Source organism: Methylibium sp. T29, assembly GCF_000576205.1.
Lineage (GTDB): Bacteria > Pseudomonadota > Gammaproteobacteria > Burkholderiales > Burkholderiaceae_C > Methylibium > Methylibium petroleiphilum.
The window spans coordinates 1-13,217 of the sequence record NZ_AZND01000024.1; the positions used below are offsets into that span (position 1 = coordinate 1).

The window sequence follows — 13,217 nt, forward strand, 5'->3', positions numbered from 1 at the left end:
GTCGGCCGCGCGCCGAGGCCGCGCACGTCGAACACCGTGTCGAAGCGCCGCCAGCCGGACTCGGCGCCGTCGACCTGCAGCGCGCCGTCGTGCAGCGTGCCGACGCGGCAGCCCCAGTGCCACTGCACGCCGGGGGCATGGTGGTAGAGCGAGAACATCGCCTTCACCGGCTCGATCTGCGCCTCGCCGGGGAGCAGCCAGGCATGGCCGGGCGGCTGCAGCGCGGGCTCCATGTCGGCCAGTTGCTGTGCCGAGAGCGGCGAGGCGGTCGCGCCCGGGACCGCCGCCAGGCGTGCCAGCACGCGCTGCGCGGTGGCGAAGTCGCTGCGATGCGCGAGCAGCAGGCTGCCGAGTTGGCCGAAGGCGGGCGGGTCGGGCAGTGCGGCGACGATGTCGCGCCACAGCGAAATGGAACGCCAGCCGAGCGTCGCGATGTCCGGGCCGGCGTTGTCGAGTTCCGCCAGCGGGCTGAGCATCCCGGCCGCGCTGAAGGCCGCGGCGCCCTGACCGTCGAAGCGCGGCTGCGGGCCGGGCGCCGGGTCGAACACGCTGACGCGGTGGCCGGCGCGCGCCAGCCGCCAGGCCAGCAGCCGGCCCAGCAGGCCGGCGCCGGCGATGCCGAGATCGAGCAAGGGCATGGCGTTCAGCCTTGTCGACGGCGAGCGGGATGTAGATCTCGCCGCCGGCCTGCCGGAACTGGCTCGACTTCTCGGCCATGCCGGCGCCCAGCGCCTGCGCCTCGCTGACGCCGCGCTGCGCGGCGTAGTCGCGCACCTCCTGGGTGATCTTCATCGAGCAGAACTTCGGCCCGCACATCGAGCAGAAGTGCGCCACCTTGCTGGCGTCCTTGGGCAGGGTCTCGTCGTGGAAGTCGCGTGCGGTGTCGGGGTCCAGCGAAAGGTTGAACTGGTCCATCCAGCGGAACTCGAAGCGCGCCTTGGACAGCGCGTCGTCGCGGGCACGGGCGCCGGGGTGACCCTTGGCGACGTCGGCCGCGTGCGCGGCGATCTTGTAGGCGACGATGCCCTGCTTCACGTCCTCGCGGTCGGGCAGACCCAGGTGTTCCTTGGGCGTCACGTAGCACAGCATCGCGGTGCCGAACCAGCCGATCATGGCCGCGCCGATGGCGCTGGCGATGTGGTCGTAGCCGGGCGCGATGTCGATCGTCAGCGGCCCCAGCGTGTAGAACGGCGCCTCGTGGCAGTGCTCGAGCTGCTCGTCCATGTTGGCCTGGATCATGTGCATCGGCACGTGGCCCGGGCCTTCGATCATGGTCTGGACGTCGTGCTTCCAGGCCACCCGGGTCAGCTCGCCCAGCGTGCGCAGTTCGGCGAACTGGGCCTCGTCGTTGGCGTCGGCGGCCGAGCCGGGGCGCAGGCCGTCGCCGAGCGAGAAGCTCACGTCGTAGGCCTTCATGATGTCGCAGATGTCCTCGAAGTGCTCGTAGATGAAGCTCTCGCGGTGGTGCGAGATGCACCACTTGGCCATGATCGAGCCGCCACGCGAGACGATGCCGGTGCGGCGGTCCGCGGTGAGGTGGATGAAGGGCAGGCGCACGCCGGCGTGGATGGTGAAGTAGTCGACGCCTTGCTCGGCCTGCTCGATCAGTGTGTCGCGGAAGATGGCCCAGGTGAGGTCCTCGGCCACGCCGCCCACCTTCTCGAGCGCTTGGTAGATCGGCACGGTGCCGATCGGCACCGGCGAGTTGCGCAGGATCCAGTCGCGCGTGGTGTGGATGTTGCGCCCGGTGGAGAGGTCCATCACGTTGTCGGCGCCCCAGCGGATCGCCCACACCAGCTTCTCCACCTCTTCCTCGATGCTCGACGTGACGGCCGAGTTGCCGATGTTGGCGTTGATCTTCACCAGGAAGTTGCGGCCGATCGCCATCGGCTCCACTTCGGGGTGGTTGATGTTGGCCGGGATGATGGCGCGGCCGCGCGCCACCTCGTCGCGCACGAACTCGGGCGTCACGATGGCCGGGATCTGCGCACCCATCGGGTTGCCGCGCAGGCGCTGTTCGCGCGGGGCGTCGCCGAGGTACTCCCGCATCCACTCGCGCTTGCCGTTCTCGCGCAGCGCCACGTACTCCATCTCGGGCGTGACGATGCCGCGGCGCGCATAGTGCATCTGCGTGACGTTGGCGCCGGCCCTGGCACGGCGCGGAGGCCGCTGCAGCGCTGCGGCGTCGAGGCGCAACTGTTCGATGCGCTGGGCCTCGCGGTCCTCGTGCTTCGCGCCGTCGTCCAGCGCCTGGTGCAGCCGGCCGGCATAGACCTCGGTGTCGGCACGCTCGTCGAGCCAGGGCGTGCGCACGCTGGGCAGGCCGCGCTTCACGTCGATCGCGACGCCGGGCTCGGTGTACGGACCCGAGGTGTCGTACAGCGAGACGGTCTCGCCGTTGGTCAGCGTCACTTCGCGCATCGGTACGCGCAGGTCGCTGCGCGAGCCTTGCAGATAGGACTTGCGCGAGGCGGGGAAGGGCTCGCGTGTCAGCGAGAGCAGGGTGGCGAGCTTGTCGGGGGCGTTCATCGTGGGCTCCTTCGTGAGAGTGATTGCTCCGAAGGTCGCCCCATGAAGACGCCCACCCGGGAAGGGGTGACGCCGCTGGAGTGAGAGCTCTTCTTCCGCCGGTACTAACCGGTTCAAGTTCGCGGGTTCGGATAACCGTCTCAGCACGCAGAACAGCGTGCACCCCGGAGCAGTGGTCATTGTGGAAGGGGGCGGGAACGACTGTCAATGCAGGGCGGCGATGAATTTCAGTCGAATCGTTTTCACGCGCCCGAACGCGATGCGACATCTGTCGCAGGCGAGGGTCTGCGTGCGACAGATGTCGCAGGCCTCGAGCGCGTGGAGATGGCTTGGCGTCAGGTCCGCGCAGGAGAACGAGCGCGACGCGGCCGAGGGCGCCGGTGGGCATGCTGCGTGCTATTGCAGGGGCGGTCGCTGCAGCGCGTGCAGTGGCCGCCGGTGTGTCCGGGACGCGCCTTTCGCGTGGCGCGCCCCATGAATCCCGGGGGTTTCCGCTGTGGCACAGCCCATGGCGATCGGGCGATCATCGAACAACAAGAAGAACTTCAGCCATCGGGAGTAGACGGCAGAAGCCATCGGAGGTGACGAATGATTTCTGAGCGCACGCAGCACATCGACAACGTGGTGTCGGTTGTCACCAACCCCATCGACGAGGCGTCCGAGAAGAGCCGCGTCTACAAGTCCTGGGCCCGCTGCGTCAACGACTACGGGCTCGATCCTTCTCGGCCGACGCCGGCGCGCATCCTGCCGTCGCAGGAGGTGCGCGAGCACCAGCAGCAGATCGAGGAGTTCCTGCGCGTCGCCCGCTCCGGCATGGAAGACATGTACCGCCGCGTGGCCGACCTCGGCTACATGCTGCTGCTGACCGACGCCGCCGGCATCACCGTCGACTACATCGGCAATCCGGCGTGGGACAGCGAGCTGCGCGCCGCCGGCCTCTACCTCGGCGCGGACTGGAACGAGGCTCACGCCGGCACCTGTGGTGTCGGCACCTGCCTGATCGAGCAGACCCCGATCACCTGCCACCAGGCCGAGCACTTCGACGCGACGCACATCGGGCTGACCTGCACCACCGCGCCGCTGTTCGACCCGAACGGCAAGCTGCTGGCCGTGTTCGACGTGTCGGCGCTGCGCTCGCCGCGCGCCAAGGACAGCCAGCACCTCGTGTTCCATCTCACGTCGATGTACGCGCAGATGATCGAGGACGCGAACTTCCTGCGCCACTTCCGCAAGAACTGGATCCTGCGTCTCGGCAAGTCCTGCGGCCTGGTCGACGTGTCCGGTGACACCATGCTGGCCTTCGACGACGACGGCCTGATCGTCGGGGCCAACACCGGCGCGCGCGCCAAGCTGTGGCCGTCGGCGCGCGGCCGTCAGGGCGGGGCGCTGGTCGGTCGCTCGCTGTCGGAGGTGTTCGCCACGCCGATGGAGGCCATCTGGCGCATCGCGCGGGCCGGCACGGGCCTGGACGTGTCGGTCACCTGCTCGGAGCCGCGTGAGCACTACTACGCCACGGTGGTCGCGCCGCGCGAGAAGGGCTCGCTGACCTCGCTGCTGGCGGACCGGCCGGTCACGGTGTCGACCGTGGCCCGCTCGGCCGACAGCTTCCCGGCGCTGGACCGGCTGGCCGGTGGCGACCCGGCGATGGACCGCCTGCTGGTTCAGGCCAAGCGCCTGGTGGACCGCAAGGTCAACATCCTGATCCATGGCGAAACCGGCTCCGGCAAGGAAGTGTTCGCCAAGGCGCTGCACGAATCGAGTTCGCGCGCTCGCATGCCTTTCATCGCGGTCAATTGCGCGTCGATCCCCGAGTCGCTGATCGAGAGCGAGCTGTTCGGCTACACGCCGGGCAGCTTCACCGGCGGCAAGAGCAAGGGCATGAAGGGCCTGATCCTGCAGGCCCACGGCGGCACGCTGTTCCTCGACGAGATCGGCGACATGCCGCTGCATCTGCAGACGCGCTTCCTGCGCGTGCTGTCGGAATCCGAGGTGCTGCCTCTGGGTGCGGAGCGGCCGATCCCGGTCGACTTCACCGTCATCGCCGCGACCCACCGCGACCTGCGCGACCGCGTGGCCGCGGGCACCTTCCGCGAAGACCTCTACTACCGCCTGTGCGGCGCGACGATGTCTCTGCCGGCACTGCGCGAGCGCGCCGACAAGCGCTACCTGATCGAGTCGGTCTTCAACGACGAGGCCAAGGGCCTGACCGAGCACGCCGGCATTTCCGCCGAGGCGATGGAATTGCTGCTGACCTACAGCTGGCCGGGCAACATCCGCGAATTGCGCAACGTGCTGCGATTCGCGCTGGCGATCAGCGGCGACGGGCCGGTGACGGTCGACGACCTGCCGCAGGAGATCGGCATGCAGCGCCTGGGACATGGCCGGCCGCTGCAGTTGCAGGCGAGACTGGGCGACGAAGGTATCGCGATGGCCGCGGGCGTTGACGACATCGACGCGGAGCGACTGCTCAACTCGCTCAAGCGCAACAAGTGGAACATCACGCTGGCCTCGCAGGATCTGAAGGTCTGTCGGGCCACGGTCTATCGGCAGATGAAGCGCTTCAAGATCACGCCGCCGAACCACCAGTAGCGCGCCGGGGGACCGCCCACCGCGCTGCAGTTGCTGCGGCGCGGCGGGAAAACCCTCCGGAGCCGCTGGCGCCCGCCTCCTAGAATGGGAATCCTTCTCAGGAGAGGATCCCATGACGCAAGCGAAAGTCCGGTCCCCGCGCAGCACGACCGCGCCGGCCGACGAAGCCCCGGACGCCGGCAACCTTCGGGTTCTGAAGAAGTACCCGAACCGCCGCTTGTACGACACCCAGACCAGCGGCTACATCACGCTGGCCGACGTGCGGCAGATGGTCCTCGACAACGAGAGCTTCGTCGTGCGCGACGCCAAGACCGGCGAGGACCTGACGCGCAGCATCCTGCTGCAGATCATCCTGGAGGCCGAGACCGGCGGCATGCCGATGTTCACGACGCCGGTGCTGGCACACATCATCCGTCTGTACGGCCACACGATGCAGGGACTGCTGGGCTCCTACCTCGAGAAGAACATCCAGGCCTTCACCGAGATGCAGAGCCGCTTCGCCGAGCAGTCCGGGCTGAGCACCGGCAAGGCCTACAGCCCCGAGCTGTGGGCGCAGTTCATGAACGTGCAGGCGCCGATGATGCAGGGCCTGATGAGCAGCTACCTCGACCAGTCGAAGAACCTGTTCGTGCAGATGCAGGAGCAGATGCACAAGCAGACCGAGAGCCTGTTCTCGGCAACCACCGGCGCGAAGAAGTAGCCGCCACCGGCCGGCCTCGGCCCACGCGAAGGCAGGACGACCCGGATCGGCGAAAATCCGCCGATGACCCAGACTGCTGATGCGGCTTCGACCGCCCTGACCTCGGGCGACGCCGCCTCCCGCAACATCCCCAAGATCGGCTTCGTCTCGCTCGGTTGCCCCAAGGCGCTGACCGATTCGGAGCTCATCCTCACGCAACTGCGTGCCGAGGGTTACGACACCTCGAAGAGCTTCGCTGGTGCCGACCTGGTGATCGTCAACACCTGCGGCTTCATCGACGACGCTGTGAAGGAGAGCCTCGACACCATCGGCGAGGCGCTGGCCGAGAACGGCCGGGTCATCGTCACCGGCTGCCTGGGCGCGAAGGCGGGCGAGGGCGGCGGCAACCTGGTGCGCCAGATGCACCCGAGCGTGCTGGCGGTGACCGGGCCGCACGCGACGCAGGAGGTCATGGACGCCGTGCACGTGCACGTGCCCAAGCCGCACGATCCCTTCGTCGACCTGGTGCCGGCCTACGGCGTGAAGCTCACGCCCAGGCACTACGCCTACCTGAAGATCAGCGAAGGCTGCAACCATCGCTGCAGCTTCTGCATCATCCCCAGCATGCGCGGCGACCTGGTGTCGCGGCCGATCGGCGACGTGCTGAACGAGGCACGTGCGCTGTTCGAGTCGGGCGTGAAGGAACTGTTGGTGATCAGCCAGGACACCTCGGCTTACGGCGTCGACGTGAAGTACCGCACCGGCTTCTGGGACGGCAAGCCGGTGAAGACGCGCATGACCGACCTGGTGGAGCGCCTGGGCGAGCTGGCCGAGCACTTCGGCGCGTGGGTGCGGCTGCACTACGTCTATCCCTATCCGCACGTCGACGAGATCCTGCCGATGATGGCCGCCGGCCGGGTGCTGCCCTACCTGGACGTGCCGTTCCAGCACGCGCATCCCGACGTGCTCAAGCGCATGAAGCGGCCCGCCAACGGCGAGAAGAACCTCGAGCGCCTGCAGCGCTGGCGCGAGGCTTGCCCGCAGATCGTGGTGCGCTCGACCTTCATCGCTGGCTTCCCCGGCGAGACCGAGGCCGAGTTCGCGCACCTGCTCGACTTCATGCGAGAGGCCCGCATCGACCGGGCCGGCTGCTTTGCCTACTCGCCGGTCGAAGGCGCGAGCGCGAACGCGCTGGCCGGCGCCTTGCCCGAGGCCGTGCGCGAGGAACGCCGGGCGCGCTTCATGGCGGTCGCCGAGGCGGTGTCGGCCGAGAAGCTGCGCGAGCGCGTCGGCGCCGAGATGCAGGTGCTGATCGATGCTGCACCGGCGCTCGGCAAGAAGGGCGGCCGAGGCCGCAGTTACGCCGACGCGCCCGAGATCGACGGCGTGGTGCACCTGCTGCCGCCGCAGAAGGCCTCGAAGCAGTTGCGCGTGGGCGAGTTCACGCGCGCCCGCATCGTCGGCACCCAGGGCCACGACCTGGTGGGCCAACCGCTGTGAGTCGCGCATGAGCGGCGGCAGCGACGACGGACGGCGCGGGGACGATCCGCTCACCACCGGCCTGATCCACCACCGCTACGAGCCGCCGGCTGGCTTCGGCGCGGTGCCGCCGGCGGTGCACAAGGCCTCGACGGTGATCTTCCGCAACGTGGCGGCCCTGCGCGCCCGCAACTGGAAGGAGAAGACCGGCTACACCTATGGCCTGCACGGCACGCCAACCACCTTCACGCTCGAGGAACGCATCGCGACGCTCGAGGGCGGGCGCCGGACCCTGCTGGCGCCGAGCGGCCTCGCGGCGATCGTGCTGGTGAACCTGACCCTGCTCAAGTCGGGCGATGAGGTGCTGCTGCCGGCCAACGTCTACGGTCCCGGCAAGGAGCTGGCACGGCAGGAGCTGGCGCGCCTCGGGGTCACGCACCGGTTGTACGACCCGCTGGATGCCGCGGCACTGGCTGCGATGATCGGACCGCAGACGAAGCTTGTCTGGCTCGAGGCGGCGGGATCGGTGACGATGGAGTTCCCCGACCTGGCCGGCCTGGTGGGTGCCTGCCGGGCGCGGGGCGTGACGACCGCGCTCGACAACACCTGGGGCGCCGGCATCGCCTTCTCGCCCTTCGATCAGGGCGTCGACATCTCGGTGCACGCGCTGACCAAGTACCCGTCGGGTGGTGGCGACGTGCTGATGGGCTCGGTGACGACACGCGACGAGGCGCTGCACCAGCGCCTGACGATGACGCACATGCACCTCGGCCTGGGCGTCGGTGCGAACGATGTGGAGTTCGTGCTGCGCTCGCTGCCGACGCTGGCGCTGCGCTATGCCGCGCACGACGCCGCCGCGCGCCGGCTGGCGGCGTGGTGGCAGACGCGGCCCGAGGTGGTGCAGGTGCTGCACCCGGCACTGGCCGGCGCACCCGGCCATGCGCACTGGGCCGCCAGCTGCCGTGCCGCAGCGGGGCTGTTCTCGGTGGTGTTCGATGCGCGCTTCACGCAGCCGCAGGTCGACGCCTTCGTCGATGCGCTGCGGCTGTTCAGGATCGGCTATTCCTGGGGCGGACCGATGAGCCTGGCGGTACCCTACGACCTGACCGTGCTGCGCGGACCGGCCGCGGCGGGGCAGGGCACGCTGGTGCGTTTCTCGGTCGGGCTCGAGGCCGTGGAGGATCTGCAGGCCGACCTCGAACAGGCCCTGGCCATACTGCCGCCCTGAGGTGTGGGCTCAGGTGTCCTTGCGGGGGCTGCTGATCTTGTGCCGCATCAACTGGCCTTTCTCCCGCTCCCAGTCGCGCTTCTTCTCGGTCTCGCGCTTGTCATGCAGGTCCTTGCCCTTGGCGAGGGCGATGTCGGCCTTCACGCGCCCGCCCTTGTAGTGCAGGTTCAGCGGCACCAGCGTGTAGCCCTTCTGCTCGACCTTGCCGACCAGACGACGGATCTCGTCCTTCTTCATCAGCAGCTTCTTGGTCCGGTCGGCCTGCGGGTGGACGTGGGTGGACGCGGTGCGCAGCGGGTTGATCCGGCAGCCGATCAGGAACAGCTCGCCGTCCTTGACGACGACGTAGCCATCGGTCAGCTGCACCTGGCCGGCGCGGATGGCCTTCACTTCCCAGCCTTCGAGCACCATGCCGGCCTCGAACTGCTCCTCGATGGTGTAGTTGAAGCGGGCCTTCTTGTTGTCTGCGATGGCCATGAAGCCTCTCAATAGAATCGCTTCATTGTATGAAGCACGTCAAGAAGTCCGTTCTGCTGTGGTACTCGGCGCAGGAGATGTACGCACTCGTCACCGACGTGCCGGCCTATCCGCAGTTCCTGCCGTGGTGCGACCGCACCGAGGTGCTCGAATCGACCGAGCACGGCATGACGGCCCGCCTGCATCTGGCCTACCACGGCGTCCGCCACGCTTTCACCACCCGCAACGAGCACCAGGCCGGCCGGTCGGTCGTGGTCTCGCTGGTCGACGGGCCGTTCTCGCAACTGGAGGGTGTGTGGCAGTTCGTGCCGCTGGGCGCCCCGGCCGACGACAGCGCGGCGCCGCGGGCCTGCCGCGTCGAGCTCGACCTGCGCTATGCCTTCAGCAGCCTCGCGCTGGAAGCGGTGGTGAGCCCGGTGTTCGATCGCATCGCCAACACCCTGGTCGACTCCTTCGTCAAGCGCGCCGAGCAGGTGCATGGGCCGCGCTGAGGGTCAGCCGGTGCGGGTGGAGGTGGCCTACAGCCCGCGCGGGCGCGCGGTCGACCTGAGCGAGCTGGTGCTGGCCGAGGGCTGCACCGCGCTGCAGGCGCTGCAGGCGAGCGGCCTGCTGGAGCGGCACCCGGAGATCGACCTGGCGGTGCTGCGCGTCGGCGTGTGGGGACGTCTGTGTCCGACGGACGAACGGCTGCGCGAGGGCGATCGGGTGGAGGTCTACCGACCGCTGACGGTCGATCCGAAGGAAGCGCGGCGCCTGCGCTACCGCCGCCAGCGCAGCCTGCTCAGCGGCACTCGGTGACCATCGCCTGGCGGGTCTGCTCGACCTCTCGGGCACGGGCGGCGTCGTCGAGGATCTCGCGCTCGCCCTGGGCGTTGGTGCGGGCGATGCGCTGGCCGCTGTCGAGCGAGCGCATGTAGGTGCGGGCGCGTTCGCAGTTCTGCGCCTTCTGCTGGGCGACACGTGCCTCGTCGGCGCGTCGCTTGGCGGCCTCTTCCTGCTCGGCCTGCTTGCGCTTGGCCTCGAGCGCGGGATCGCTGGCGCTGGCGGCAGCGGCCGGTGCCGACGCCGCACTCGCGGCGGGCTGCACGACCACCGGCGCAGCGCTCAGCGGGCGCTGCAGGATGTCCTTCGCCGGCGTACCGGAGGGCGGCGGCAGATCGCTGTACTGGACCTGGCCTCGGCCGTCGCGCCACTTCCATTGCGCCTGGGCCGGCAGGCAGGCGACGAGCACGCAGCGCCGAGCAGGGCGCCGAGCCAGCGGGTGGTGAGTGCGGTCATGGCGCGAGTTTAGCGGTCGACCCGCGAACGGCCGTGCAGCGCGACGGCAGGGGTCCGGTCGCCGGCGGCAGCGAGCGTGCATTCCTCACGCCGGAACGTCGCACAGAGCCGCCTCCGTATAATCTGCTTTTGCGACTGGAGCTTTTCCCATGCGCCTTCTCGGCAAAGCACTCACCTTCGACGATGTGTTGCTGGTGCCCGCCTTCTCCCAGGTCCTGCCGCGCGACACCAGCCTGGCGACGCGTCTGTCCCGCAACATCACGTTGAACCTGCCGCTGGCGTCTGCCGCCATGGACACGGTGACCGAGGCGCGCCTCGCGATCGCGCTGGCGCAGGAGGGCGGCATCGGCATCGTCCACAAGAATCTCAGCCCCAAGCAGCAGGCCGCCGAGGTCTCGCGCGTCAAGCGCTACGAGTCGGGACTCCTGCGCGATCCGATCACCATTTCATCGGGCGTTCGGGTCCAGGACGTGATCAACCTGTCGCGCCAGCACGGCATCTCCGGCTTCCCGGTGGTCGACGACGGCAAGGTCGTCGGCATCGTCACGGGTCGCGACCTGCGCTTCGAGACCCGACTGGATGCGCCGGTGCGCGAGATCATGACGCCGCGCGAGCGCCTCGTCTCGGTCAACGAGGGCGCCACGCTCGAGGAAGCCAAGTCGCTGATGCACCGGCACAAGCTCGAGCGCGTGGTGGTCGTGAACGCCGCCAACGAGCTGCGCGGCCTGTTCACGGTGAAGGACATCACCAAGCAGACCAACTTCCCGAACGCAGCGCGCGACGCCCAGGGCAAGCTGAGGGTCGGCGCCGCGGTCGGTGTCGGCGAGGGCACCGAGGAGCGCGTCGAGGCGCTGGTGAAGGCTGGCGTCGATGCGATCGTCGTCGACACGGCGCACGGCCACAGCAAGGGCGTGATCGAGCGCGTGCGCTGGGTCAAGAGGAACTATCCGCAGGTCGACGTGATCGGCGGCAACATCGCCACCGGCGAGGCGGCGCTGGCGTTGGCCGAGGCGGGCGCCGACGGCGTGAAGGTCGGCATCGGGCCGGGCTCGATCTGCACCACCCGCATCGTCGCTGGCGTCGGCGTGCCGCAGATCACCGCGATCGACAACGTGGCCACCGCGCTCAAGGGCAGCGGCGTCCCGCTGATCGCCGACGGCGGCATCCGCTACTCCGGCGACATCGCCAAGGCCCTGGCCGCCGGCGCCAACACCGTGATGATGGGGGGCATGTTCGCCGGCACCGAGGAAGCGCCGGGCGAGATCGTGCTGTACCAGGGCCGTAGCTACAAGAGCTACCGCGGCATGGGCTCGATCGGTGCCATGCAGCAGGGCAGCGCCGACCGCTACTTCCAGGACAACACGGGCGCCAACCCGAACGCGGACAAGCTGGTGCCCGAGGGCATCGAAGGCCGGGTGCCCTACAAGGGCTCGGTGATCGCCATCCTGTTCCAGATGGCCGGCGGCTTGCGCGCCTCGATGGGCTATTGCGGCTGCGCCTCGGTGGAGGAGATGCGCGAGCGTGCCGAGTTCGTCGAGATCACCTCGGCCGGCATCCGCGAGAGCCACGTGCACGACGTGCAGATCACCAAGGAAGCGCCGAATTACCGCGCCGACTGAACCGACACGGCGGCACGCCGAGGGCGTGTCGATCCGTGGCGCCCGCGCCGACGGCGGGCTGGAAAGACCGAGCCGATGACCTCCCCGCCGCGGGCCCGCGTAGCGGCCATGCCCTTCATCCTGATCACGGTGCTGATCGACATGGTGTCGATCGGCCTGATCATCCCGGTGCTGCCGCTGCTGGTCGGCAGCTTCACCGGCTCGCCCTCCGACACCGCGTTCTGGTTCGGCGTGGTCACCTTCGCCTTTGCGATCGCCAACTTCTTCGGCTCGCCGATCCTCGGCGCACTGTCCGACCGCTACGGGCGCCGGCCGGTGCTGCTGATCGGCTTCTGCGGCCTCGCGCTCAACTTCTTCTTCACGGCGCTGTCGACGGCGCTGTGGATGCTGGTGGCGGTGCGCCTCGTCGGCGGGGCGATGCAGGCGAATGCCGCGGTCGCCAACGCCTACGTCGCCGACATCACGCCGCCCGAACAGCGGGCACGGCGCTTCGGACTGCTGGGCGCGATGTTCGGCCTGGGCTTCATCCTCGGGCCGGTGCTGGGCGGGCTGCTCGGCGCGATCGACCTGCACCTGCCGTTCTACGTGGCAGGCTCACTGGCGCTGGTGAACTGCCTGTACGGCTGGCTGGTGCTGCCCGAGTCGCTGCCTGCCGAGCGCCGGCGTGCGATCGACTGGAAGCGCGCCAACCCGTTCAGCGCGCTCCGGGACCTGGCCGGCCTGAAGGGCGTGGGCTCGCTGGTGGCGGTGCTGGCGCTGTCGGGGCTGGTGCAGTTCACGCTGCACATCACCTGGGTGCTGTACACCACCTACAAGTTCGGCTGGGGACCGCTGGAGAACGGCTGGTCGCTGTTCGCGGTCGGGCTGATGTCGGCCCTGGTGCAGGGCATGCTGCTGGGGCGGCTGCTCAGGCGCTTCAGCGCGCAGCGGCTGGCGGTGACCGGCTTGGTGTCGTCGAGCCTGGCCTATGTCTGCTGGGGCCTCGCGACCGAGGGCTGGATGATGTACGTGGTGATCGCGTGCAACGTGCTCGGGTTCGGCGTCACGGCCTGCCTGCAGAGCATCGTGTCGAACGCTGCCGACCCGCGCACCCAGGGGCAGACGATGGGCGCGGTGTCGTCATTGAACAGCCTGATGGCCGTGGTGGCGCCGGTGATCGGTGCACCGCTGCTCGGCCTGGTGTCGCACCTGCCGCAGGGCGACTGGCGCATCGGCGCCCCCTACTACTTCTGCGCCGTGCTGCAGGCCACGGCCATGCTGCTGGCGCTGCGGCATTTCCGTGCGCAGCGCGGCCAGCGCGCCGCGGCTGTCGCGACCGAATCTCCCGTCTGATCGAACC

The 13,217-nt window shown here is 69.2% G+C and carries 10 protein-coding genes, 2 pseudogenes and 1 riboswitch; of the genes and pseudogenes, 8 read left to right on the forward strand and 4 right to left on the reverse strand.

The features are described 5' to 3' along the window. Both x551_RS24095 and thiC read right to left on the reverse strand, forming a co-directional pair. Positions 1–638, reverse strand: a 638-nt coding sequence (locus x551_RS24095) for an FAD-dependent oxidoreductase (RefSeq protein WP_152543425.1), incomplete at its 3' end; no start/stop codon positions are given. Positions 639–660: 22 nt separating this feature from the next. After that, positions 661–2,529 (reverse strand): annotated as a pseudogene (gene thiC / locus x551_RS05575) (phosphomethylpyrimidine synthase ThiC); the annotation flags it as partial. Between the two features lie 73 nt (positions 2,530–2,602). Next, positions 2,603–2,706, reverse strand: a riboswitch (TPP riboswitch). Positions 2,707–3,117: 411 nt separating this feature from the next. On the opposite strand from thiC, the gene x551_RS05580 reads away from it, so the two are divergent. The 4 genes from x551_RS05580 (at position 3,118) to x551_RS05595 (ending at position 8,504) form a co-directional block, all read left to right on the forward strand. Beyond that, complete coding sequence (locus x551_RS05580; protein ID WP_036235503.1) at positions 3,118–5,118, forward strand: sigma-54-dependent Fis family transcriptional regulator; 2,001 nt, start codon at positions 3,118–3,120, stop codon at positions 5,116–5,118. A 112-nt stretch (positions 5,119–5,230) separates the two neighbouring features. Then, complete coding sequence (gene phaR, locus x551_RS05585) at positions 5,231–5,818, forward strand: polyhydroxyalkanoate synthesis repressor PhaR (RefSeq protein WP_011829212.1); 588 nt, start codon at positions 5,231–5,233, stop codon at positions 5,816–5,818. A gap of 63 nt (positions 5,819–5,881) precedes the next feature. Further along, a complete protein-coding gene (gene rimO, locus x551_RS05590) occupies positions 5,882–7,297 on the forward strand; it encodes a 30S ribosomal protein S12 methylthiotransferase RimO (RefSeq protein WP_081771226.1) in 1,416 nt (471 codons plus the stop codon). Positions 7,298–7,304: 7 nt separating this feature from the next. Then, positions 7,305–8,504 (forward strand): cystathionine beta-lyase, encoded by a 1,200-nt coding sequence (locus x551_RS05595; protein WP_036228806.1) that lies wholly within the window; start codon positions 7,305–7,307, stop codon positions 8,502–8,504. Positions 8,505–8,513: 9 nt separating this feature from the next. Here the strand turns inward: x551_RS05595 and smpB are convergent, their stop codons facing one another. Continuing rightward, positions 8,514–8,981, reverse strand: coding sequence for an SsrA-binding protein SmpB (gene smpB / locus x551_RS05600; RefSeq protein WP_011829215.1), 468 nt, complete (start codon positions 8,979–8,981; stop codon positions 8,514–8,516). A 29-nt stretch (positions 8,982–9,010) separates the two neighbouring features. Here smpB and x551_RS05605 point away from each other — a divergent pair, with 29 nt between their 5' ends. Both x551_RS05605 and x551_RS05610 read left to right on the forward strand, forming a co-directional pair. After that, a complete protein-coding gene (locus x551_RS05605; RefSeq protein ID WP_011829216.1) occupies positions 9,011–9,472 on the forward strand; it encodes a type II toxin-antitoxin system RatA family toxin in 462 nt (153 codons plus the stop codon). Further along, on the forward strand, positions 9,459–9,779 hold the full coding sequence (locus x551_RS05610; protein WP_036228810.1) for an RnfH family protein: 321 nt from the start codon (positions 9,459–9,461) through the stop codon (positions 9,777–9,779). Before x551_RS05605 ends, x551_RS05610 begins: the two co-directional genes overlap by 14 nt. On the opposite strand, the gene x551_RS05615 is transcribed toward x551_RS05610, so the two are convergent. Continuing rightward, positions 9,763–10,212, reverse strand: a complete 450-nt coding sequence (locus tag x551_RS05615) for a DUF4124 domain-containing protein (RefSeq protein WP_051511864.1) — start codon at positions 10,210–10,212, stop codon at positions 9,763–9,765. The two genes, x551_RS05610 and x551_RS05615, sit on opposite strands and share 17 nt — an antisense overlap. A gap of 196 nt (positions 10,213–10,408) precedes the next feature. Here x551_RS05615 and guaB point away from each other — a divergent pair, with 196 nt between their 5' ends. Together guaB and x551_RS05625 are read left to right on the forward strand one after the other, a co-directional pair. Next, positions 10,409–11,878: an IMP dehydrogenase gene (gene guaB / locus x551_RS05620; RefSeq protein ID WP_011829219.1), complete on the forward strand. Its 1,470-nt coding sequence runs from the start codon at positions 10,409–10,411 to the stop codon at positions 11,876–11,878. Between the two features lie 48 nt (positions 11,879–11,926). Then, positions 11,927–13,210, forward strand: a pseudogene (locus x551_RS05625) (MFS transporter); the annotation flags it as partial. Between the last annotated feature and the right edge of the window lie 7 nt (positions 13,211–13,217).